The organism is Cronobacter dublinensis subsp. dublinensis LMG 23823, assembly GCF_001277235.1.
GTDB classification, from domain to species: domain Bacteria; phylum Pseudomonadota; class Gammaproteobacteria; order Enterobacterales; family Enterobacteriaceae; genus Cronobacter; species Cronobacter dublinensis.
This window is the reverse complement of record NZ_CP012266.1, coordinates 786,369-808,038: the sequence shown is the minus strand read 5'-3', so window position 1 is coordinate 808,038 and position 21,670 is coordinate 786,369. Positions and strand designations below refer to the sequence as shown.

At 58.5% G+C, this 21,670-nt stretch carries 19 protein-coding genes; 3 read left to right on the top strand and 16 right to left on the bottom strand.

Annotation, left to right across the window (positions count from 1 at the left end):
• Positions 1-23: 23 nt before the first annotated feature.
• The 3 genes from coaE to yacG are packed head-to-tail and all read left to right on the top strand — an operon-like array spanning position 24 to position 1,597.
• Positions 24-644 carry a dephospho-CoA kinase gene (gene coaE, locus AFK67_RS03715; protein WP_007727156.1) on the top strand — a complete coding sequence of 207 codons (621 nt, stop codon included), beginning with the start codon at positions 24-26 and terminating at the stop codon, positions 642-644.
• Positions 644-1,387, top strand: coding sequence for a cell division protein ZapD (zapD, locus tag AFK67_RS03710; RefSeq protein ID WP_007727155.1), 744 nt, complete (start codon positions 644-646; stop codon positions 1,385-1,387). The genes coaE and zapD overlap by 1 nt, the downstream gene beginning before the upstream one ends.
• Before the next feature lie 9 nt (positions 1,388-1,396).
• Positions 1,397-1,597, top strand: coding sequence for a DNA gyrase inhibitor YacG (gene yacG / locus AFK67_RS03705; RefSeq protein WP_038884788.1), 201 nt, complete (start codon positions 1,397-1,399; stop codon positions 1,595-1,597).
• Here yacG and mutT read toward each other — a convergent pair.
• The 16 genes from mutT to AFK67_RS03625 form a co-directional block, all read right to left on the bottom strand.
• Positions 1,594-1,986 (bottom strand): 8-oxo-dGTP diphosphatase MutT, encoded by a 393-nt coding sequence (gene mutT / locus AFK67_RS03700; protein WP_038884790.1) that lies wholly within the window; start codon positions 1,984-1,986, stop codon positions 1,594-1,596. The genes yacG and mutT overlap by 4 nt on opposite strands.
• Before the next feature lie 60 nt (positions 1,987-2,046).
• The gene (gene secA / locus AFK67_RS03695) at positions 2,047-4,752 is read right to left on the bottom strand and encodes a preprotein translocase subunit SecA (protein WP_007709781.1); all 2,706 of its coding nucleotides are present in this window, start codon (positions 4,750-4,752) and stop codon (positions 2,047-2,049) included.
• Positions 4,753-4,810: 58 nt separating this feature from the next.
• On the bottom strand, positions 4,811-5,314 hold the full coding sequence (gene secM, locus AFK67_RS03690) for a secA translation cis-regulator SecM (protein WP_071602790.1): 504 nt from the start codon (positions 5,312-5,314) through the stop codon (positions 4,811-4,813).
• A 277-nt stretch (positions 5,315-5,591) separates the two neighbouring features.
• The gene (gene lpxC / locus AFK67_RS03685) at positions 5,592-6,509 is read right to left on the bottom strand and encodes a UDP-3-O-acyl-N-acetylglucosamine deacetylase (protein WP_007709783.1); all 918 of its coding nucleotides are present in this window, start codon (positions 6,507-6,509) and stop codon (positions 5,592-5,594) included.
• Positions 6,510-6,610: 101 nt separating this feature from the next.
• Positions 6,611-7,762: a cell division protein FtsZ gene (gene ftsZ / locus AFK67_RS03680; RefSeq protein WP_007677031.1), complete on the bottom strand. Its 1,152-nt coding sequence runs from the start codon at positions 7,760-7,762 to the stop codon at positions 6,611-6,613.
• Between the two features lie 63 nt (positions 7,763-7,825).
• Positions 7,826-9,082, bottom strand: coding sequence for a cell division protein FtsA (ftsA, locus tag AFK67_RS03675; protein WP_007709784.1), 1,257 nt, complete (start codon positions 9,080-9,082; stop codon positions 7,826-7,828).
• Positions 9,079-9,909, bottom strand: coding sequence for a cell division protein FtsQ (gene ftsQ / locus AFK67_RS03670; RefSeq protein WP_007709785.1), 831 nt, complete (start codon positions 9,907-9,909; stop codon positions 9,079-9,081). Before ftsQ ends, ftsA begins: the two co-directional genes overlap by 4 nt.
• Position 9,910: 1 nt before the next feature.
• Positions 9,911-10,831 carry a D-alanine--D-alanine ligase gene (locus AFK67_RS03665; protein ID WP_007709786.1) on the bottom strand — a complete coding sequence of 307 codons (921 nt, stop codon included), beginning with the start codon at positions 10,829-10,831 and terminating at the stop codon, positions 9,911-9,913.
• Positions 10,824-12,290, bottom strand: a complete 1,467-nt coding sequence (gene murC, locus AFK67_RS03660; RefSeq protein WP_007709789.1) for a UDP-N-acetylmuramate--L-alanine ligase — start codon at positions 12,288-12,290, stop codon at positions 10,824-10,826. Before murC ends, AFK67_RS03665 begins: the two co-directional genes overlap by 8 nt.
• 68 nt (positions 12,291-12,358) lie before the next feature.
• Positions 12,359-13,426, bottom strand: coding sequence for an undecaprenyldiphospho-muramoylpentapeptide beta-N-acetylglucosaminyltransferase (gene murG / locus AFK67_RS03655; RefSeq protein ID WP_007709793.1), 1,068 nt, complete (start codon positions 13,424-13,426; stop codon positions 12,359-12,361).
• Positions 13,423-14,667, bottom strand: a complete 1,245-nt coding sequence (gene ftsW, locus AFK67_RS03650; RefSeq protein ID WP_007709796.1) for a cell division protein FtsW — start codon at positions 14,665-14,667, stop codon at positions 13,423-13,425. Before ftsW ends, murG begins: the two co-directional genes overlap by 4 nt.
• Positions 14,667-15,983, bottom strand: a complete 1,317-nt coding sequence (gene murD, locus AFK67_RS03645) for a UDP-N-acetylmuramoyl-L-alanine--D-glutamate ligase (protein WP_007709799.1) — start codon at positions 15,981-15,983, stop codon at positions 14,667-14,669. The genes ftsW and murD overlap by 1 nt, the downstream gene beginning before the upstream one ends.
• A gap of 2 nt (positions 15,984-15,985) precedes the next feature.
• Entirely contained in the window at positions 15,986-17,068 is a 1,083-nt protein-coding gene (gene mraY, locus AFK67_RS03640) for a phospho-N-acetylmuramoyl-pentapeptide-transferase (RefSeq protein WP_007709802.1), read from the bottom strand.
• Positions 17,062-18,420: a UDP-N-acetylmuramoyl-tripeptide--D-alanyl-D-alanine ligase gene (murF, locus tag AFK67_RS03635; protein ID WP_038884794.1), complete on the bottom strand. Its 1,359-nt coding sequence runs from the start codon at positions 18,418-18,420 to the stop codon at positions 17,062-17,064. The genes mraY and murF overlap by 7 nt, the downstream gene beginning before the upstream one ends.
• On the bottom strand, positions 18,417-19,904 hold the full coding sequence (gene murE, locus AFK67_RS03630; RefSeq protein WP_038884796.1) for a UDP-N-acetylmuramoyl-L-alanyl-D-glutamate--2,6-diaminopimelate ligase: 1,488 nt from the start codon (positions 19,902-19,904) through the stop codon (positions 18,417-18,419). Before murE ends, murF begins: the two co-directional genes overlap by 4 nt.
• Positions 19,891-21,657 (bottom strand): peptidoglycan glycosyltransferase FtsI, encoded by a 1,767-nt coding sequence (locus AFK67_RS03625; protein WP_038874650.1) that lies wholly within the window; start codon positions 21,655-21,657, stop codon positions 19,891-19,893. The genes murE and AFK67_RS03625 overlap by 14 nt, the downstream gene beginning before the upstream one ends.
• Between the last annotated feature and the right edge of the window lie 13 nt (positions 21,658-21,670).

Sequence of the window (21,670 nt, the reverse complement as noted above, 5' to 3'; positions counted from 1 at the left end):
TAACGATTCGGGATGATGGCTTTATGGTTTATACGGTAGCACTGACGGGCGGTATCGGAAGCGGCAAAAGTACGGTCGCCGACGCCTTTGCCCGTCTCGGCGTTACCGTGGTGGATGCCGATATCATCGCCCGCCAGGTGGTTGAGCCAGGCACCGCCGGTTTAAATGCCATTATTGCCCGGTTCGGACAGACAATTTGCAACCCCGACGGCACGCTCAATCGCCGTGCGCTACGTGAAATTATCTTCTCAAGCCCTCAGGAAAAATCCTGGCTTAACGGGCTGCTGCACCCGCTCATTCATCAACAAACGCAGGCTGAACTTGCGCATGCCGCCTCGCCCTATGCGCTTTGGGTCGTGCCGTTGCTGGTTGAGAATCAACTCCATGCGAAAGCTAATCGCGTACTGGTGGTGGACGTGACGCCAGAAACACAGATACTGCGCACCATGCAGCGCGATGGGGTCTCCCGTGAGCATGCCAGGCAGATCCTGAACGCGCAGGCCACTCGCGAGGCCCGGTTAGCTGTCGCTGATGACGTTATAGATAATAACGGCTCGCCGGAAACGATCACCGAAGATGTGGCGCGTCTGCATCAACGTTATCTGCAACTGGCGGCTCAGGCCGTACCACAGGAAAATAAGTAATGCAGACTCACGTTCTTTTTGAACATCCCCTGAATGAAAAAATGCGCACCTGGCTGCGCATCGAATTTCTCATCCAGCAAATGAAAGCGTTGCTGCCTGTCAGCGATCACGCCACCGCGCTGCACTTCTTTCGCAACGTGGGCGATTTGCTGGACGTCTTTGAGCGCGGAGATACCCGCACCGAACTGCTGAAAGAGCTGGAGCGCCAGCAGCGTAAACTGCAAAGCTGGGCCGAAGTGCCAGGGGTCGACAACGAACGCATCGAGGCACTGCGTCAGCAGTTGAAAGCGCGCAGCGCTGTCTTAATGGCCGCGCCTCGTCTGGGGCAGATGCTGCGTGAAGACCGTCTCATCGCGCTGGTCCGCCAGCGTTTAAGCATTCCGGGCGGCTGCTGTAGCTTTGATTTACCGCTGCTGCACGTCTGGCTCTGCTCGCCGCAGGAAGAGCGCGACGTTCAGGTGAACAGCTGGCTTGCCACATTACAGCCGTTGACGCACACGCTGGAGATGATTCTGGATTTAATTCGCCAGTCTGCGCCGTTTCGCAAGCAAACCAGCCTGAACGGGTTTTATCAGGACAACGGCGATGACGCCGACCTGCTGCGCCTGCAGATCCCGCTTGAAGAAGCGCTTTACCCACAGATTTCCGGCCATAAAAGCCGGTTCGCAATCCGCTTTATGCCGCTCGACAGCGAGCACGGGCGCGTACCGGAACGGTTCGATTTTGAACTGGCCTGTTGTTAAGGAATATAGATGTCAGACGCGACTATCGTTAACTGCCCGACCTGCGGCAAAGAAATTATCTGGGGCGAACAGAGCCCGTATCGTCCGTTTTGTTCAAAACGCTGCCAGCTTATTGACCTGGGAGAATGGGCCGCTGAAGAGAAACGCATTCCCAGCAACGGCGATCGCTCCGACAGCGATGGCTGGAGCGAGGAAGAAAACCTGCCTTAAGACTGCACGCGCAGCTTCGCTATCACAGGCTCGTTAGCGGGAGGAAAGGCCTCCGCTTCCAGAGCCTGCTGATGCACCCAGCGCCCCGGTTGCCCTTCTTTTCCCCACGGTTCGCCTTCCCAGTTTTCCACCAGGAAAAACCACAGGCTGATGTGGCGATCGGGGAATTCATATTCCAGCGTTTCAAACAGCGTGGCGGACGTCACCACGATCCCGGTCTCTTCCTGAAGCTCACGACAGAGCGCCGCCTCCGGCGTTTCGCCTGCTTCGATTTTACCGCCAGGGAATTCCCATTTATTCGCCATGTGCGCATCGGCGGCGCGCTGCGTAATAAAGATTTCGCCCTGCGGATTACGCACGATACCTACCACGATTTGCAGTTTTTTCATTGTTTTCTTCCTGTAAAAAAGGCGCAGATATCTGCGCCTTTTGTGACGGGTAAGATCCGCTTAGCTTAAGCGGCCGTGGCACTGCTTATATTTCTTACCGGAGCCGCACGGACACGGATCGTTACGACCAACTTTGCGCTCGCCGGTCTGCTCGGCAAGTGCGGCGGCGGCAGCGGTTTCGTCATCCTGATGGCTGAGCTGCTGCATCTGGGCTAAGCGCTCAGCTTCTTCACGACGCTGCTGCTCCATCGCTTCGACTTCTTCCGGCATCCGCACCTGCACTTTACTGATGGTGCTGATCACTTCATATTTCAGCGATTCCAGCATGGCGGCGAACATGGCGAAAGATTCGCGCTTATATTCCTGCTTCGGATCTTTTTGCGCATAACCGCGCAGGTGGATGCCCTGACGCAGGTAATCCATCGCCGCAAGGTGCTCTTTCCAGAGCGAATCCAGCGTCTGCAGCATCACGCCTTTTTCGAAGTGACGCATCATCTCAGCGCCAACCACTTCTTCCTTGCGGGCGTAAACTTCTTTCGCGCTTTCCAGAATACGCTCACGCAGAGTTTCTTCATGCAGATCCGGCTCTTTATCCAGCCACTCTGCAATCGGCAACTCCAGATCGAAATCGTTTTTCAGGCGCTCTTCAAGACCCGGGATATCCCACATCTCTTCCAGCGACTGCGGCGGAATATGCGCGTCGATGGTCGCTTTGAAGACGTCTTCGCGGATGCTGTTGATGGTCTCGCTGATGTCAGCCACATCCAGCAGCTCGTTACGCTGGGTGTAGATGGCGCGGCGCTGATCGTTGGCGACGTCATCATATTCCAGCAGCTGTTTACGGATGTCGAAGTTACGGCTTTCAACTTTACGCTGCGCGTTGGCAATCGCCTTCGTGACCCACGGGTGCTCAATCGCCTCTCCCGGTTTCATCCCCAGTTTACGCATCATGTTAGCCACACGATCCGAGGCGAAAATACGCATCAGCGCATCTTCCATGGAGAGATAGAAGCGAGAAGACCCCGGATCGCCCTGACGACCGGAACGGCCACGCAGCTGGTTGTCGATACGGCGAGATTCGTGACGCTCGGTGCCGATAATGTGCAGACCGCCGGATGCGAGTACCGCATCGTGACGTTTCTGCCAGTCGGCTTTGATCTGCGCAATCTGTTCTTCAGTTGGCGCTTCCAGCTCGGCAACTTCCGCCTGCCAGCTGCCGCCCAGCATAATATCGGTACCACGACCCGCCATGTTGGTGGCGATAGTCACCGCGCCCGGATAACCGGCCTGGGCGACGATATCCGCTTCGCGGGCGTGGAATTTGGCGTTCAGCACGTTGTGCTCAATGCCCGCTCTGGTCAGCGCCTGAGAAATCACTTCGGATTTCTCGATGGAAATGGTACCCACCAGAACCGGCTGGCCTTTCGCCGTGCGGTCTTTGATGTCTTCGATGATAGCGTCGATCTTCTCGGCTTCGGTCATGTAGACCAGATCCGGCAGATCCTTACGCACCATCGGACGGTTCGTCGGTACCACAACGGTATCCAGCTTATAAATTGAGCTGAATTCAAACGCTTCGGTGTCCGCCGTACCGGTCATCCCGGCCAGTTTTTCATAAAGACGGAAATAGTTCTGGAAGGTGATGGACGCGAGCGTCTGGTTTTCGTTCTGGATTTCCACGCCTTCTTTGGCTTCTACCGCCTGATGGAGACCATCCGACCAGCGGCGGCCCTGCATGGTACGCCCGGTGTGCTCATCGACAATAATGACCTCACCGTCTTTAACGATGTAATCGACGTCGCGGGTGAAGAGCACATGCGCACGCAGCGCGGCAGTGACGTGATGCATCAGCATGATGTTGCCCGGCGAATAGAGCGACTCGCCTTCGTCCATGATGCCCTCTTTCACCAGCAGCTCTTCGACCAGCACCTGGCCGCGTTCGGTCAGGTTTACCTGACGCGCTTTTTCATCGACCGAGAAGTGGCCTTCGCCCTGGAAGGTGTCGGAGTCTTCTTTCTCCTGACGCACCAAATGCGGGATAATTTTGTTAACTTTCTTGTAAAGTTCGGAGCTGTCTTCAGCCGGGCCGGAGATGATAAGCGGCGTACGGGCTTCGTCGATAAGAATGGAGTCAACCTCATCCACCAGCGCATAGTGAAGTTTACGCTGCACGCGCTCTTCCGGGCTAAACGCCATATTATCGCGCAGGTAGTCGAAACCATATTCGTTGTTGGTGCCGTAGGTAATATCCGCCGCATAGGCTTCGCGTTTAGCGGGAGCCGGCATGCCGGACATGTTCACCGCAACGCTCATGCCTAAGAACTCAAACAGCGGGCGGTTGTTTTCGGCGTCACGCTGCGCCAGGTAATCGTTGACGGTCACGACGTGAACGCCTTTGCCGGTCAGCGCGTTCAGGTAAGCAGGCAGCGTCGCCGTCAGGGTTTTACCTTCACCGGTACGCATTTCCGCGATGCAGCGATCGTTAAGCACCATACCGCCCAGCAGCTGAACATCAAAGTGACGCATGCCAAACACGCGTTTGCTCGCTTCACGCACCACGGCGAAAGCTTCCGGTAGCAGGCTTTCCAGCGTTTCGCCCTTCTCCAGGCGCGCGCGGAATTCTGCGGTTTTACCTTTCAGTTCTTCATCGGAAAGCTTTTCCAGCGCCGGTTCCATGCCGTTAATAAGCGCAACGGCCTTACGCATACGACGTAAGGTACGATCGTTACGACTACCAAAAACTTTGGTTAACATTTTGATTAACATAATAAATTCTCTGAAGCCTCGCACAGGCAAAAATAGATAATGAAAAAAACGAAATGACTCAGGCGAGGAGACAAGGACCGGCGCGAATACCCTGAACCTGGCTTATCCAGGCGGGAACCGTAAAGGAAAGTTGCGGATGCAGGCGCGGCGCGGACTGAACAGGCGTGGCAGCAGGCTGAAATACCTGCGTGAGCATCGCGCTTAAGGTGTCAAGCAGCGCCAGATGTTGCGCTTTTAGCGGCAGGCTTTCTTCCATCGCCACCGGCAGCGCTTGCGGCGCCATGGCGAAAGAGAGATGACGTATAACAGTGCGAATGGCATGCTGCTGCCAGTAATCAACGCCAAATGATGCCGAACGGCGCGAACTTTCACCCAGCAACGCCAGGGTATCGAAATTGCGCAGGGTACCGGTATGGCTGCTGCTAGCTTCAGCGGGCGCAACGGGCTCGGCGTTATTATTGAGCGCAGGCAGGCCAAGACTGGCCGCGACCATCCCCAACAGGAGATGCGGCCAGAAATAGCGTCTTCCAAACTGTCGCCAACGCGTGAATAAACCAGGCACTGTAACCCACCGGATAACGCCGACAGCGCCAGCGTTATGTTGTCATTAATAAGGGCGTAAATATTACCATCATTCCCGCGAGGCGGCAGCAGTATCGCTGCGATACCTTACGCATTCCGCACAAGAAACCAGCAATTAGTCATTACCAGAAGGATGGTAAAAGCAGGGTAAAAGGCGAAGAGAAAAATGGCTGTACAAGAGCAATAAAAAAACGACTGGTGAACACAGGCCGGAGAGAGTACCTGGTCTACCAGTCGTCTTTAGTCAGACTATGCTGTTACGCCAGCACCAGCGACGGCGCTTTAAAAGCCAGAGGCAGTTCAGCCTCATTTTCATAGGTGACGTATTCCCAGGCTTCCTGTTTCGCAAGGACGGCCTGAAGCAGTTTATTGTTCAGCGCATGACCCGACTTATAGGCGGTAAACGCGCCGATAATGTTGTGGCCACACATGAACAGGTCACCAATCGCATCCAGCATTTTGTGACGAACGAATTCATCTTCAAAACGCAGGCCGTCTTCATTCAGTACGCGATAATCGTCAACAACGATGGCACAATCGAAGCTGCCGCCCAGGCACAAACCGCGGGACTGCAGATATTCGATATCGCGCATGAAACCGAAAGTACGGGCGCGGCTGATCTGGCGCATAAACGCGTCTGCAGAGAAATTCATGCAGTAGCGCTGATTGCTGGCATCAATCGCCGGGTGGTTGAAGTCAATGGTGAAGTCCAGCGAAAAACCGTTAAACGGTTTAAATTCCGCCCATTTATCACCGTCTTCAACGCGCACGGTTTCTTTGATGCGTAAGAATTTCTTCGCAACGTTCAGCTCATCAATACCTGCGTCAACCAGCAGGTACACGAACGGCGCGGCGCTGCCATCCATAATCGGGATTTCAGGCGCGTCCACTTCGACGATGATGTTGTCGATACCGAGGCCAGCCAGCGCGGCGTTCAGGTGCTCGACGGTCGAAATCCGCACATCATGCTCATTGACCAGGCAAGTACAGAGCATGGTATCACGCACAGATTTGGCATCGGCCGGGAAGTCTACCGGAGGATTCAAGTCGGTGCGACGATAGATGACCCCGGTATTTGCCGGCGCAGGGCGCAGCGTCAGGGTGACTTTTTTGCCGGTATGCAAACCGACGCCAGTCGCCTGAACGATACGTTTAAGAGTCCTTTGTTTGATCATCGTATAATCTCGCCAAATAATTCACCTTACCGATAGTGTACATCACAACCGGTGGGGCATTTTAGCACAAAGAGCGCATCTGCCCAACTTCCGGCTTATTCTTAATCAGCCTGCTTACGCAGAAACGCCGGGATATCCAGATAATCTGGCTCTTTCGCCGTCTGCGGCGTCGGGTCGTTGACCACTTTAGAAGCCGGTTTCTGCTCCTGAGTCAGCGGCGCCATACCGTGCTGCTGGTAACGATCCATCGCTGGCTGCTGCGCCTGCTTGTTGGTCACCAGTGTGATTTCAGGACGTTTGTCCATGCCGATACCGGTCGCCACGACGGTTACGCGCAGTTCATCGTTCATATCCGGGTCGAGAGACGTACCGATAACCACCGTCGCGTTATCCGAAGCGAATGCGCGGATAGTGTTACCCACGGTTTCGAACTCATCCAGACGCAGGTCGAAGCCCGCAGTGATGTTGACCAGAACGCCACGCGCGCCGGACAGATCGATATCTTCCAGCAGCGGAGAAGAAATCGCCATTTCGGCTGCTTCTTCCGCACGGTCTTCACCGCTCGCAACGCCGGAGCCCATCATGGCGTAACCCATTTCAGACATCACGGTGCGCACGTCTGCGAAGTCGACGTTCATCAGGCCCGGACGGGTAATCAGCTCGGCGATACCCTGCACCGCGCCTTTCAGCACGTCGTTAGCCGCGCCAAACGCGTCCAGCAGGGAAATCCCACGACCCAGCACTTTCAGCAGCTTGTCGTTAGGGATGGTGATCAGGGAGTCGACATGACGGGAGAGCTCGGCGATACCCTGCTCGGCAAAAGCCATACGCTTCTTGCCTTCAAAGTTAAACGGCTTGGTGACAACCGCCACGGTCAGAATGCCGAGGTCTTTTGCCACTTCAGCAACAACCGGCGCCGCGCCGGTGCCAGTACCGCCGCCCATACCGGCTGCGATAAACACCATGTCTGCGCCATCTAAGGCGGCGCGCAGCGCTTCGCGGTCTTCTTCCGCAGCGTTGCGACCCACTTCCGGGTTCGCGCCTGCGCCCAGACCTTTCGTGATGCCGCTACCAATCTGGATAGTCTGGCCAACTGCGGTTTTACGCAGCGCCTGGGCATCCGTGTTTACTGCGAAGAACTCTACGCCTTCGATGCGCTCGCGCACCATATGTTCTACGGCGTTACCGCCGCCGCCACCGACGCCGATGACTTTAATCACCGCGTCGTTGGTCAGTTCCATAGGTTCAAACATAATTTCTCTCCGTTTTGTGCCTTTCGCCTGAGACCGCTAATTTTGTCCGGTCTCTGAAAAAAATTAAAACTCTTTTCGCAGCCAGCTGTTGATCCGTTTGATCCACGAGCCCACTGAAGTTCGTTTTTCCACTTCCGCCTCACCGCTCATATGCGATTCTTTACCATAATGCAGTAAACCCACCGCCGTGGAGTAATAAGGCTCCTGGGCGTAATCGGTAAGGCCAGTAATATTTAAGGGCTGTCCGATACGCACCTGCGTATGGAACACCCGCTGCGCGCACGCCGCCAGACCTTCAATTTGCGCCGCGCCGCCGGTTAATACAATCCCCGCCGCAAGATGATGTTTCACACCCTGCTGGCGAAGCTGCTCCTGCAACTGCAGAATTTCTTCGTTAACCAGATTAAGCAGCTCGGTATAACGCGGCTCAATCACTTCCGCCAGCGTCTGGCGCTGCAGGCTGCGCGGCGGACGACCGCCTACGCTCGGCACTTCAACGCTCTCGTCTTTACCGACGAGGGAACCCAGCGCACAACCGTGGCGCACTTTGATCGCTTCGGCGTCGCTCGGCGGCGTGCCGAACGCGTAGGCGATATCGCTGGTCACGACGTTACCCGCATAAGGGATAACTTTAGTATGGCGCAGCGCGCCGCCGGTATAGACGGCGATATCCATTGTACCACCGCCGATATCCACTACGCAGACACCCAGCTCACGCTCGTCTTCCGTTAATACGGAATAACTCGACGCCAGGCCCGCAAAAATAAGTTGGTCAACTTTCAGGCCGCAACGTTCCACCGCCTTGACGATGTTTTTCGCCATGTCGTTGTGACAGGTGATTAAATGTACTTTCGCCTGCATGCGAACGCCGGATAACCCGACCGGGTTTTTAATCCCTTCCTGGTAATCAATAGCGTATTCCTGCGGAATCACATGCAAAACGCGATGTTCGTCACGCACGCGTACTGATTTTGCGGTATGGACAACATTTTCAACATCTTCCTGCGTCACTTCCTCTTCGGAGATCGGCACCATGCCGATTTCGTTCTGGCAGCTGATATGCTTGCCGGAAAGCGCCAGGTAAACAGAAGAAATCTGGCAATCCGCCATCAGTTCGGCCTGGTCTATGGCGCGCTGAACGCACTTCACCACAGATTCCAGATCGTTGACGCCGCCTTTATCCATCCCCCGGGACGGACAGCTCCCCACGCCAATGATATTAATCATACCGTCGGGCAGAACTTCCCCTACCAAAGCGGCAACCTTCGCGGTGCCAATCTCCAGTCCAACTACCAGTTTTCTGTCCGTCGCCTTAATCATTGTTGCTCTGCCTGTGCCTGATTCTGTTGCTGATTAATGTCCTCAGTGGGGGCCGGCTCCCAGCCGACCGCCGCGCCGGAGTCGTAGCGCAAATCGACGTAGCTTATCCGCTTGCCGTCAGTTTGCGCTTGCTGTTGCAGAACCGGGTACAGCTCTACAAAGCGTTCCAGGCGTTTCATGGTGTCATCCCGGCCGAGATTGAGCTTGATATCATTGCTCAGCGTCACCTGCCAGGAGCGACGCGCGGTCATTGCCGCGTCTTTCAACGTAAATTTATCTTTCGCCAGCACCTGGCCCATCGCCCGGTAACCTTGCAGCACTTCATTCTCGCTGCCTTCAGGGCCGTAAAGCAGCGGTAAGTTCTGCTTACTGGCGCGATCGGCCGGCACGCTAAAGGCGGTGCCGTCGGTATCGATCATGTGCTGGTCATTCCAGCGTGCTATCGGCACATATTCAACCAGATGAATCTTCAATTCGTCCGGCCACTGCTTTCTTACGCTGGCCTGCTTGATCCACGGCAAGCGTTCAATCTGATTCTGGATAATATTCACGTCCTGCGTCATAAACGTCCCCGGCGCGCCCAGCGCCAGGATGGACTGACGAATATCATCGTTGCGGGTGTAATGACGCTCGCCCGTCACCACCAGCTTTGAGAGCGGCAGGCGCTGGGCGTCTTCCATCCACCCCAGCACCATCCAGCCGCCGAATATCACGGTTAACACGACCGCCAGCAGAAAGACGATGCCTGCAAGACGCGTCCCATTATTACGGCGCGAAACCGTATTTTCTTCAGGACGATTTTTCGTGTTCAGCGCAGCCTGCGACATATCAGTCCGCCAGCTCCAGAATACGCACCACCAGCTGCGAGAAGCTCATGCCCGCCTGTCGCGCCGCCATCGGCACCAGACTATGGCTGGTCATGCCAGGCGCCGTGTTCACCTCAAGCAGGTAGAACTCGCCGTCGCTGTCCTGCATCACGTCCACGCGGCCCCAGCCCTGACAACCCAGCACGCGCCAGGCCTCCAGCACCAGCGCCTGCAGCGCCTGCTCGCGGTCGGCATCAATGCCGCTCGGGCAGAAATACTGCGTCTCGTCCGAGAGGTATTTCGCCTCATAGTCGTAAAACACGCCGGCAGGCTGAATGCGAATAGAGGGCAATATTTCATCGCCCAGGATAGCCACGGTAAACTCCGGGCCGCTCAGCCATTTCTCTACCAACACCTCGCTGTCATGCTCGAACGCCAGTTCAAGCGCGGGCAACAGCGCTTCGGCACTGTCGACTTTCGACATGCCGACGCTTGAGCCCTCACGGCTCGGCTTCACGATAACCGGCAGGCCCAGCGCGGCGATACGCGCTGTCAGCGTTTCGCTCAGGCCGCTTGCGATATCGCGACGCTCCAGCGCCACCCACGACGCGACCGGCAGCCCGGCACCCTGCCAGAGCAGTTTGGTGCGCCGCTTATCCATCGTGATGGCCGAGGCCATTACGCCGCTGCCGGTATAAGGCAGGCCGAGATAGTCCAGCGTACCCTGGAGCGTACCGTCTTCGCCGCCGCGACCATGCAGCGCGATGAAAACTTTATCGAACCCTTCTTCTTTCAGCGTCGTGACGCACACGTCGCGCGGGTCGATGGCATACGCATCGACGCCCGCCTCTTTGAGCCCCGCCAGCACGGCGCTGCCCGATTGCAGGGAAACCTCACGCTCCGCTGAGCTGCCGCCCAGCAGTACGGCGATTTTCTCAGCCATGTGCGTTTTCCTCCGGTTGCAGCTTCGCTTCCGCCAGCTGGCGCGCGATTTTACCGATATTCCCCGCGCCCTGAACCAGAATCAAATCGTTACCCGACAGCACCGGCGCCAGCATTGCGGCGACCTGCGCCGGATCCGAGACCAGAATCGGATCGACTTTGCCGCGCGCACGAATGGTGCGGCACAGGGAACGGCTGTCGGCGCCAGGGATCGGCGCTTCGCCCGCCGGGTACACATCCAGCATTAACAGTACGTCAACCTGCGACAGTACGTTGGCGAAATCGTCATAGAGATCGCGCGTGCGGGTGTAACGGTGCGGCTGGAAAATCATGACCAGGTTTTTCTCCGGCCAGCCGGCGCGCGCGGCGCGTACCGTCGCGTCGACTTCTGTCGGGTGATGGCCGTAGTCGTCCACCAGCATCGCCGTGCCGGTTTTGCCGTTCACGTCAGCCAGCGGAAACTCGCCCAGGAAATCGAAACGACGCCCGGTGCCCTGGAAGCTTTCCAGCGCGCGCAGAATGGCCTCGTCTTCAATGCCCTCTTCCGTCGCCACCGACACCGCCGCCGCCGCGTTAAGCGCGTTATGGCGGCCCGGCGCGTTGAGCGTCACGTGCAGTTCAGGTTTGTCCTGACGCACCAGGGTGAAGTGCCCCTGCGCGCCGGTCTGACGATAATTTCCCACACGTACATCGGCATCTTCGCTGAAACCATAAGTGGTAATTTGACGGCCGACGCGCGGCAGCAGCTCGCGGATCACCGGATCGTCAACACACATCACCGCACGGCCATAAAACGGCAGGTTGTGCAGGAAGTTAATAAACGTCTGTTTCAGGTTCTCGAAGTCGCCATGGTACGTGTCCATGTGGTCGGCTTCGATATTGGTGACGATGGCCACCATCGGCTGCAAATGCAGGAACGAAGCGTCGCTTTCGTCGGCTTCGGCAATCAGATACCGGCTGCTGCCGAGACGCGCGTGCGTCCCCGCCGCTTTCACCAGCCCGCCGTTGACGAAAGTCGGGTCCAGCCCGGCTTCGGCATAAATGCTCGACACCATCGCGGTGGTCGTCGTCTTGCCATGCGTCCCCGCGACGGCGATGCCGTGGCGAAAACGCATCAGTTCCGCCAGCATCTCCGCACGGCGAATCACCGGAATGCGCGCCTCGTGGGCCGCCACAATTTCCGGGTTATCCGCAGAAATCGCGCTGGAGACCACGACCACGCTCGCGTCCAGCACGTTCTCCGGACGGTGGTTGAAATAAATCGTGGCGCCAAGCGCCGTCAACTGCTGCGTGACAGCGTTCGGCGCCAGATCCGACCCGCTGATCTGGTAGCCTTCGTTAGCCAGCACTTCCGCAATGCCGCCCATACCGGCGCCGCCGATGCCAACGAAGTGAATGTGCCGGACGCGACGCATCTCGGGCACGATAGAACGCAGTTTCGCCAGTTGTTGTGTATTCATTCTTTAAAAGCCTTTGGCAAACGCCATAACATCATCAATTCACGCGGAACAAACCTTATCCGCAATCGTTACGCGCGAGCGACCGCGCGTACTTCATCCGCGACCCTTTCGGTCGCGTCGGGAATGGCGGCAGCTCGCGCGCGCTCAGCCATGTCGAGCAGCGTAGCGCGATCCCATCCCTTCAGCGTTTCGCTGACTGCCGCAACGGTAAACTGCGGCTGCTCCAGAATTTTCGCCGCGCCCGCTTTTTCGAGCGGCAGCGCGTTCCAGTACTGCTGTCTGTCTTTATGCTGGAACGGCACAAACAGCGCCGGTAAGCCTGCCGCGGCGATTTCACTCACCGTCAGCGCGCCGGAGCGGCAGACGACCACATCCGCCCATGCGTAGGCGGCCGCCATGTCGTCGATAAATTCCGTGACTTTATGCTGCGGCTGGCCCGCGTCGGCATAGGCTTTCTGGACATCCGCCTGCGCACCTTTACCGCTCTGATGCCAGACTGTCACGGCCTCGCCCAGTTGCGCCGCCACCTGCGGCATCGTCTGGTTCAGCACGCGCGCGCCCTGCGAGCCGCCAACCACCAACACACGCACCGGGCCTTCGCGACCCGCGAGACGCGCCTGCGGCAGCGGCAGCGCCAGCACATCGGTGCGCACCGGGTTGCCCACGACGTCCGCGTTCGGGAACGCACCGGGAAACGCCTGCATCACGCGGCTCGCAATTTTGGCGAGCCATTTGTTGGTCAGCCCGGCGATGCCGTTTTGTTCATGCAGGACGACCGGAATACCAAGCGACCATGCCGCAAGCCCGCCAGGTCCAGACACATAGCCGCCCATGCCCAGCACCACATCGGGCCGGAAACGCTTCATGATCGCCCGAGCCTGACGCCAGGCGTTGAAAATACGCACCGGCGCCAGCAGCAATGCCTTCGCGCCTTTACCACGCAGCCCGGAGATGCGAATGAAATCGATCTCAATACCGTGTTTCGGCACCAGGTCTGCCTCCATGCGATCGGCGGTCCCCAGCCAGCGAACCTGCCATCCCTGCGCCATCAGATGGTGCGCTACGGCGAGCCCCGGAAAGACGTGTCCGCCCGTTCCGCCCGCCATCACCATCAGCCGCTTTGGTTGACCACTCATCGTGAACCTCGTGTAAACGCCTGGGCTTTCTCCAGACGCGTTTCATAATCTATGCGCAACAAAAACATAATCGCCGTCGACATGATAAGCAGGCTCGAACCGCCGTAACTGATAAGCGGCAGCGTCAGGCCTTTGGTCGGCAGCATACCCGCCGCCGCGCCGACGTTTACCAGCGCCTGGAAACTAAACCAGATGCCGATAGAACAGGCCAAAAAGCCCGCGAAACGTTGATCGGTTTCCAGCGCGCGACGCCCGATCGACATGGCGCGAAAAGCCACGAAGAATACCATCAAAAGCGCTAGTACCACACCGATATATCCCAGTTCTTCCCCAATAATGGAGAAGATGAAGTCGGTATGCGCTTCGGGTAAATACTCCAGCTTCTGGACCGAATTCCCGAGCCCCTGCCCCCATAACTCGCCGCGACCAAACGCCATCAGCGACTGGGTAAGCTGGTAGCCGCTGCCGAACGGATCTTCCCACGGGTTCCAGAACGACGTCACGCGGCGAATACGGTACGGTTCGGCCAGAATCAGCAGCACGACTGCCGAAATCCCCATGCCGATAATCGCGATGAACTGCCAGAGTTTGGCGCCCGCGAGAAACAGCATCGCAAGCGTGGTCACAAACAGCACCACTACCGTACCGAGGTCAGGCTGAGCGAGCAGCAGCACCGCCATGACGAGGATGACGCCCATCGGTTTTAAGAAGCCGCGCAGGTTGTTGCGCACCTCGTCAACCTTACGCACCAGATAGTTCGACAGATAACAAAAGAGCGAGAGCTTGGAGAATTCCGCAGGCTGAATACGCAGCGGGCCCAGCGCAATCCAGCGCGACGCGCCGTTGACCGAGCTCCCCACCACCAGCACGATGAGCAGCATCACAATAGAGGCGAGCAGCATCGCGGCGCTGTGGCGCTGCCAGAACTCCATCGGCAGGCGCAGCGTAATCAGCGCCAGGCCAAACGCCAGCAGAATGTATATGCCATCACGCTTGGCAAACAGGAACGGATCGTCCGCCAGACGCTGTCCCACCGGCATTGAGGCCGAGGTCACCATGATAAAACCGATCGCCGCGAGCCCAAGCGTCAACCACAGCAGCGTGCGGTCGTACATGACCAGGCTTGTGGTATCTTTCTCGCGCGAGCCCATCACCCAGCCGCGAAGCGCCATAAAAAGCCAGGCGAGAATGCCCATACCGGGCAAGCGCGGCAGGCGAAGGCGCGGGAGAGATAAGCGCATCAGCCAAGCTCCTTTGCAAGCCGCGTAAAGATATCGCCGCGCTGTTCGAAATTCTTAAACTGATCGAGGCTGGCGCAGGCCGGCGACAGCAGCACCATATCGCCCGGCTGTACGCGCCCGGCAATCAGCTTCATCGCCTCTTCCATCGTCTCTGTACGCTCCGCGATTTCCGGGCGCAGCGCTGCCAGCGCGTCGCCGTCACGGCCAAAGCAATAGAGACGCACGCGTTCGCCCGTCAGGTAGCGCGCCAGCGGGGAGAAATCGGCTGACTTACCGTCGCCGCCCAGCAGCAGGTGCAGCGTACCGTCAAGATGCAGGCCGTTCAGCGCCGCCTCGGTGCTGCCGACGTTGGTCGCTTTGGAGTCGTTAATCCAGCGCACGCCGTTATGCTCGAAAGCGAGCTGGAAACGGTGCGCCAGGCCGCCAAACGTGGTGAGCGCTTTGAGACTGCTGGCGCGCGGCAGGCCCGCGGCGTCAGCCAGCGCCAGCGCCGCCAGCGCATTGGTATAGTTATGCTGGCCGACCAGTTGCATCTCTTTGACGTTAAGGACTTTCTCGCCGCGCACGCGCAGCCAGGTTTCGCCCTGCTGACGGTTGAGGTGGTAATCCCCGACATCAATGCCAAAGCTCACGCAGCGCGCGTCAGCGCCACGCACCGGCATGGTCAGCGCGTCATCGGCATTGACTACGCACACCGCCGCGTTTTCATAAATCCGTAATTTTGCCGCGCGATACTGCTGCAGGCCGAGCGGGTAACGGTCCATGTGATCTTCGGTCACGTTAAGGATAGTCGCGGCCGCCGCCTTCAGGCTGGAGGTGGTTTCCAGCTGGAAACTGGAAAGCTCAAGCACGTAAAGCTCGCGCTCTTCCCCAAGCAGCATCAGCGCTGGCAGGCCAATATTGCCGCCCACGCCAACGTTCACGCCCGCCGCTTTCGCCATTTCGCCCACAAGCGTCGTCACGGTGCTTTTCCCGTTCGAGCCGGTAATGGCGATGATTGGCGCCTGCGCCTCGCGGCAGAACAGTTCGATATCGCCGACGATTTCAACACCCGCGTCCGCCGCCGCACTCAGCGACGGATGTGCAAGCGCCATGCCGGGACTCGCGACAATCAGATCCGCGCCGGAAAGCCAGGCGTCGTTCAGCGAGCCGAGATGGCGCTCTACCTCTTCCGGCAGCTTATCGAGCCCCGGCGGGGCGATTCGGGTATCCATGACGCGCGGCGTCACGCCGCGCCCGAGGAAAAAGTCCACGCAGGAAAGGCCGGTTAACCCAAGCCCGATGATGACGACTTTTTTACCCTGATAATCTGCCATGATTAACGCACCTTAAGCGTAGCCAGGCCAATCAGCACCAGCATCAGCGAGATAACCCAGAAGCGCACAATCACGCGCGGCTCCGGCCAGCCTTTCAGTTCATAGTGGTGATGAATCGGCGCCATACGGAAAATGCGCTGACCGCGAAGCTTGAAGGAGCCCACCTGCAGGATGACCGACAGGGTTTCCACAACGAAGACGCCGCCCATAATCACCAGCAGGAACTCCTGACGCAGCAGCACGGCAATAATGCCGAGCGCGCCGCCGAGCGCCAGCGAACCGACATCGCCCATGAAAACCTGCGCCGGATAGGTGTTAAACCACAGGAAGCCAAGCCCCGCGCCGACAATCGCCGTACAGACAATCACCAATTCGCCCGCGTGGCGCAGATACGGGATGTGCAGATACTCCGCGAACTTGACGTTACCGGTCGCCCAGGCGACCAGCGCGAACCCGGCGGCCACCAGCACGGTTGGCATGATAGCCAGACCATCCAGGCCGTCGGTCAGATTCACAGCGTTGCCGGTGCCGACAATCACGAAATAGGCCAGCAGTACGTAGAAAAGACCAAGCTGCGGCATCACGTCTTTAAAGAACGGCACGACCAGCTCGGTCGCTGGCGTATCTTTGCCAGTAATATACAGCGCAAACGCCACGGTCAGCGCAATGACGGACATCCAGAAATATTTCCAGCGGGCAATCAGGCCCTTGGTGTCTTTACGCACCACCTTGCGGTAATCGTCGACAAAGCCCACCGCGCCGTAGCCGACCAGCACAAACAGCACACACCAGACATACGGGTTCGACGGATAGGCCCACAGCAGCACCGACACCACAATGGAGGTGAGGATCATGATGCCGCCCATCGTCGGCGTGCCGCGCTTGCTGAAGTGCGACTCCGGGCCGTCGTTACGCACGACCTGGCCGAAAGAGAGTTTCTGTAAATGCGCGATCAGGCGCGGCCCCATCCATAACGAGATAAACAGCGCGGTCAGCAGGCTGACGATGGCGCGAAACGTCAGGTATGAAAAGACGTTAAAGCCGGAATAATATTTGACCAGATACTCGGCCAGCCACACTAACATGTCCCGTTCTCCTGTAATGCGCGCACCACCTCTTCCATGGCAGCACTACGTGAACCTTTCACTAAAAGGGTGATGATGGAATGCTCGTTGATAAGGGTTTTAAGGCGTGCAACCACGGCCTGCTTATCGCTGAAATGTTCGCCCACGCCGCTCGCGCGGCTGATGGCTTCGCTGAGCGTACCGACGCTCAGGACTTTATCAATGCCCGCCGCTTTCGCCGCGTCGCCCACCTGCTGATGACAGGCTTCGGCTTCATCGCCAAGCTCCGCCATATCGCCAACGACCATCACGCGATAGCCCGGCATTTCAGACAGCACCTGCGCCGCGGCGGTCATGGAGCCGACGTTGGCGTTATAGCTGTCATCCAGCAGCAGCTGATTTTCTGCAAGCTGAACCGGGAACAGACGCCCCGGCACCGCTTTGAGCTTCGCCAGACCGGCTTTAATCGCCTGATGCGGCGCGCCGACGGCCATCGCCAGCGCGGAGGCGGCCAGCGCGTTAGCGATGTTATGGCGCCCCGGCAGCGGCAGCAGAACGTCCACGTCGCCCGTCGGGGTGCGCAGCGTAAATTCGGTGCCATGGCTGGTGATATGAATATTGGTGGCGCTGAAATCACTGGTGGCGAGGTTTGGCGAGAAGCGCCAGACCTTGCGATTGCCGATAACGCTCTGCCAGTTCAGCCAGTCGTTATTATCGGCGTTCATGATAGCGATGCCGTTTTCCGGCAGCCCGGTGAAGATTTCGCCTTTGGCTTTCGCGACACCCGCGAGCGAGCCGAAGCCTTCCAGGTGCGCCGCCGCCAGATTATTCACCAGCGCCGCTTCAGGGCGCGTCAGGCTCACGGTCCAGGCAATTTCGCCCTGATGGTTCGCGCCAAGCTCAATCACCGCGAACTGATGTTCCGGCGTGAGGCGCAGCAGCGTCATCGGCACGCCGATATCGTTATTCAGGTTGCCCGCGGTGTAGAGCGTATTGCCGCACTCGCCAAGAATGGCGGCGGTCATCTCTTTCACCGAGGTCTTGCCGGAAGAACCGGTCAGCGCGACCACGCGCGCAGGCACCTGCTGTCTTACCCAGGCAGCCAGCTCGCCAAACGCCAGCCGGGTATCGGCCACCACCAGCTGCGGCAGAGCGATATCCAGCTTACGGCTGACCAGCAGCGCGCCCGCGCCGCCCGCCTGCGCCTGTCCGGCAAAATCGTGCGCGTCGAAACGCTCGCCCTTCAGCGCCACAAACAGGCAGCCTGGCGTAAGCCTGCGGGTGTCGGTCGTTACCGCGTCGACCTCAGCGTCGACGCCATGCAGCTCGCCTTTCAGCACAGCGGCGAGCTGGCTCAGAGATACGCGAATCATGCCACTGCTCCCAGCAGGCGCGCCGCGGTGACGCGGTCGGAGTAATCAAGCCGGCGGGTGCCGACAATCTGGTAATCTTCGTGGCCTTTACCGGCCACCAGCACGACGTCATTTTCCGACGCCTGCATAATGGCGTTGGTCACGGCTTCGGCACGGCCTTCGACCACCCGCGCGCGGCCCGCATCCAGCATGCCGGTAAGGATATCGGCGATGATCGCTTTCGGATCTTCCGTGCGCGGGTTGTCATCGGTGACCACCACGACATCGGCAAACTGTTCGGCAATCGCGCCCATCAGGGGACGCTTGCCTTTATCGCGATCGCCGCCGCAGCCGAAGACGCACCAGAGTTTGCCTGCGCAGTGCAGACGCGCGGCCTGCAGGGCTTTTTCGAGCGCGTCCGGCGTGTGGGCGTAGTCGACCACCACGGTCGGTTTGCCCGGCGCGCTGAACACTTCCATGCGGCCATTAACCGGCTGGAGGCGCGGCGCGCTTGCCAGCAGCGCGGCGAGCGGATAGCCCAGCGCCAGCAGCGTCGCCAGCGCCAGCAACAGATTGCTGACGTTGAACGCGCCCATCAGGCGGCTGTCAATCTCGCCCTCGCCCCATGAGGAGCTGAAACGCAGCGTGGCGCCGCGGTCGTGATACTCCACCGCGTCAGCGCGCAGCCAGCGTCCGTGGCAGTCCGGGTTAATGTTATTTTCCATCGACACCGCAACCGCATCCGGCAGCTGCGTAAGCCACCGACGGCCCACGTCATCGTCGGCGTTGATAATCGCCTGACCATAGTGATGCGAGGAAAACAGCAGCCATTTCGCCGCTTCGTAATGATCCATATCGCCGTGATAGTCGAGGTGATCGCGGCTTAAATTGGTAAAGACGCTGGCGGCGAATTTCAGCGCGGCCACGCGGTGCTGCACCAGACCGTGGGACGACACTTCCATCGCGGCGACGCTTGCGCCCTGCCCGGCGAGACCTGCCAGCACATGCTGTACGTCCACCGCGGAGCCGGTCGTGTTTTCCGTCGGACTCACTTTGCCAAGCAGCCCGTTGCCGACCGTGCCCATCACGGCGCTGGTTTCGCCCAGCAACTGGCACCACTGCGCGATAAGTTGCGTGGTGGTGGTTTTGCCGTTGGTGCCCGTCACGCCAATCAGGCGCAGACGCTCGGACGGCTCATCATAAAAACGCCCCGCCAGCGCCGAAAGACGCTCGTTGAGCTGGCTTAAATAGATAACCGGCACGCCGTGGATCTCACGGACTTCGCCGTCCGTCGCCTCGCCTTTCGCTTCGGCGACGATGGCAGCTACACCTTGCGCTATCGCCTGCGGGATATACCGACGCCCGTCCGCCTGATGACCGACCACCGCCACAAAGAGATCCCCGGCCGCCGCAACGCGGCTGTCCAGGGTCATCTCCCGCAGAGCTCGCGCAGGCAGATTAGCTACCCACGGAGCGAGAAGGTCGCGCAAATTACGATCTGCCACCTGTTCCCTCTTCTCGATTAATTACGAATTCACTTTTTTCGCCCGTTGTCAGCGCGTCCGGTTCGATGTTCATGGTGCGCAGAACGCCGCCCATGATGGCACCAAAGACCGGCGCGGAAACGGCGCCGCCGTAGTATTTGCCCGCCTGCGGATCGTTAATCACCACCACCAGCGCGAAACGCGGATTGCTGGCAGGTGCAACGCCTGCGGTGTAAGCAATGTATTTGTTGATGTATCGTCCGTCCGGCCCGACTTTTTTCGCCGTACCGGTTTTAATCGCAATGCGGTAGCCCTTAATGGCCGCCTTCACGCCGCCGCCGCCCGGCAACGCCACGCTTTCCATCATGTGCACCACGGTACGCACGATGGATTCCGGGAAGATGCGCTCGCCAGGAACCGGCGGGTCGACTTTCGTGATAGACAGCGGGCGATAGACGCCGTAGCTGCCAATCGTCGCGTAGACTCGCGCTAACTGTAACGGCGTTACCATTAGCCCGTAGCCGAATGAGAAGGTGGCCCTCTCTATGTCAGACCACCGTTGTTTTTGTGGATATAAGCCACTGCGTTCTCCGACCAGCCCAAGATTCGTGGACTTGCCGAGTCCAAAACGTGAGTAAGTATCTACTAACGCTGAGGACGGCATCGCTAACGCCAGTTTGGAAACCCCGACGTTACTCGACTTCTGTAAAACCCCGGTAAGCGTCAGCTCGCTGTAGCGGGCGACGTCTTTGATTTCATGACCGTTGATCCGATAAGGAACGGTATTGAGCACCGTATTTTCCTGCACCACGCCGCGCTGCAGCGCCGTCATCACCACCATCGGTTTTACGGTAGAACCAGGCTCGAAGACATCGGTGATCGTGCGGTTACGCATGACGTCTTTCGGCGTGCCGGTGATGTTGTTCGGGTTGTAGGAGGGGCTGTTGGCCATCGCCAGCACTTCGCCAGTGTTCACATCCACCAGCACCGCGCTGCCGGATTCCGCCTTGTTAAACGCCACGGCGTTATTAAGTTCGCGGTAGACCAGCGCCTGAAGGCGTTCGTCGATGCTTAACGCCAGGTTATGCGCCGCCTGGCTGTCGGTGGAGGAGATATCCTCAATTACACGGCCATAGCGGTCTTTACGCACGATACGCTCGCCGGGCTGGCCGGTAAGCCATTTATCGAAGCTTTTTTCGACGCCTTCGATGCCCTGGCTGTCAACGTTGGTAAAGCCGATGAGGTGAGCGGTCACTGCGCCTGAAGGGTAGTAACGGCGTGATTCTTCACGCAGATGGATGCCAGGCAGCTTGAGCTTTTTGATGTAGTCGCCGATATCCGGGTTTACCTGACGCGCCAGATAGATAAAGCGGCCTTTCGGGTTAGCGTTGACGCGAGCGGAAAGCTGATCGAGCGGAATTTTGAGCGCGTCGGAGAGCGCCTTCCAGCGGTTATCAAGCGTGATGCCGCCAGCGTCGTGCAGTTCTTTCGGATCGGCCCAGATGGCTTTTACCGGCACGCTCACCGCCAGCGGACGCCCGGAGCGGTCGGTTATCATGCCGCGCGCGGTGGATACTTCCTGCACGCGCAGTGAACGCATATCGCCCTGGCGCACCAGCATATCCGGGTCGACAATTTGCAGCCAGGCGACGCGCGCCAGGAGAAAGGCCAGCGCCAAAAAGATGCAGCCGCAAAGCAACGCAAAACGCCAACTAATAAAGTTGGCCTGTTCTTCCTGACGTTTTGGTTTAAGCGTCTTTGCTGCTGCTTTCATTCGCCTGGTCAGT

Excerpts from the sequence above, each read along its gene's own strand:
- AFK67_RS03625 (WP_038874650.1), bottom strand. The coding sequence starts at position 21,657 with ATGAAAGCAGCAGCAAAGACGCTTAAACCAAAACGTCAGGAAGAACAG.
- ftsA (WP_007709784.1), bottom strand. The coding sequence starts at position 9,082 with ATGATTAAGGCGACGGACAGAAAACTGGTAGTTGGACTGGAGATTGGC.
- murD (WP_007709799.1), bottom strand. The coding sequence starts at position 15,983 with ATGGCAGATTATCAGGGTAAAAAAGTCGTCATCATCGGGCTTGGGTTA.
- lpxC (WP_007709783.1), bottom strand. The coding sequence starts at position 6,509 with ATGATCAAACAAAGGACTCTTAAACGTATCGTTCAGGCGACTGGCGTC.
- AFK67_RS03665 (WP_007709786.1), bottom strand. The coding sequence starts at position 10,831 with ATGGCTGAGAAAATCGCCGTACTGCTGGGCGGCAGCTCAGCGGAGCGT.
- secA (WP_007709781.1), bottom strand. The coding sequence starts at position 4,752 with ATGTTAATCAAAATGTTAACCAAAGTTTTTGGTAGTCGTAACGATCGT.
- mraY (WP_007709802.1), bottom strand. The coding sequence starts at position 17,068 with ATGTTAGTGTGGCTGGCCGAGTATCTGGTCAAATATTATTCCGGCTTT.
- ftsZ (WP_007677031.1), bottom strand. The coding sequence starts at position 7,762 with ATGTTTGAACCTATGGAACTGACCAACGACGCGGTGATTAAAGTCATC.
- ftsQ (WP_007709785.1), bottom strand. The coding sequence starts at position 9,909 with ATGTCGCAGGCTGCGCTGAACACGAAAAATCGTCCTGAAGAAAATACG.
- murC (WP_007709789.1), bottom strand. The coding sequence starts at position 12,290 with ATGAATACACAACAACTGGCGAAACTGCGTTCTATCGTGCCCGAGATG.
- coaE (WP_007727156.1), top strand. The coding sequence starts at position 24 with ATGGTTTATACGGTAGCACTGACGGGCGGTATCGGAAGCGGCAAAAGT.
- murF (WP_038884794.1), bottom strand. The coding sequence starts at position 18,420 with ATGATTCGCGTATCTCTGAGCCAGCTCGCCGCTGTGCTGAAAGGCGAG.
- mutT (WP_038884790.1), bottom strand. The coding sequence starts at position 1,986 with ATGAAAAAACTGCAAATCGTGGTAGGTATCGTGCGTAATCCGCAGGGC.
- ftsW (WP_007709796.1), bottom strand. The coding sequence starts at position 14,667 with ATGCGCTTATCTCTCCCGCGCCTTCGCCTGCCGCGCTTGCCCGGTATG.
- zapD (WP_007727155.1), top strand. The coding sequence starts at position 644 with ATGCAGACTCACGTTCTTTTTGAACATCCCCTGAATGAAAAAATGCGC.
- murG (WP_007709793.1), bottom strand. The coding sequence starts at position 13,426 with ATGAGTGGTCAACCAAAGCGGCTGATGGTGATGGCGGGCGGAACGGGC.
- yacG (WP_038884788.1), top strand. The coding sequence starts at position 1,397 with ATGTCAGACGCGACTATCGTTAACTGCCCGACCTGCGGCAAAGAAATT.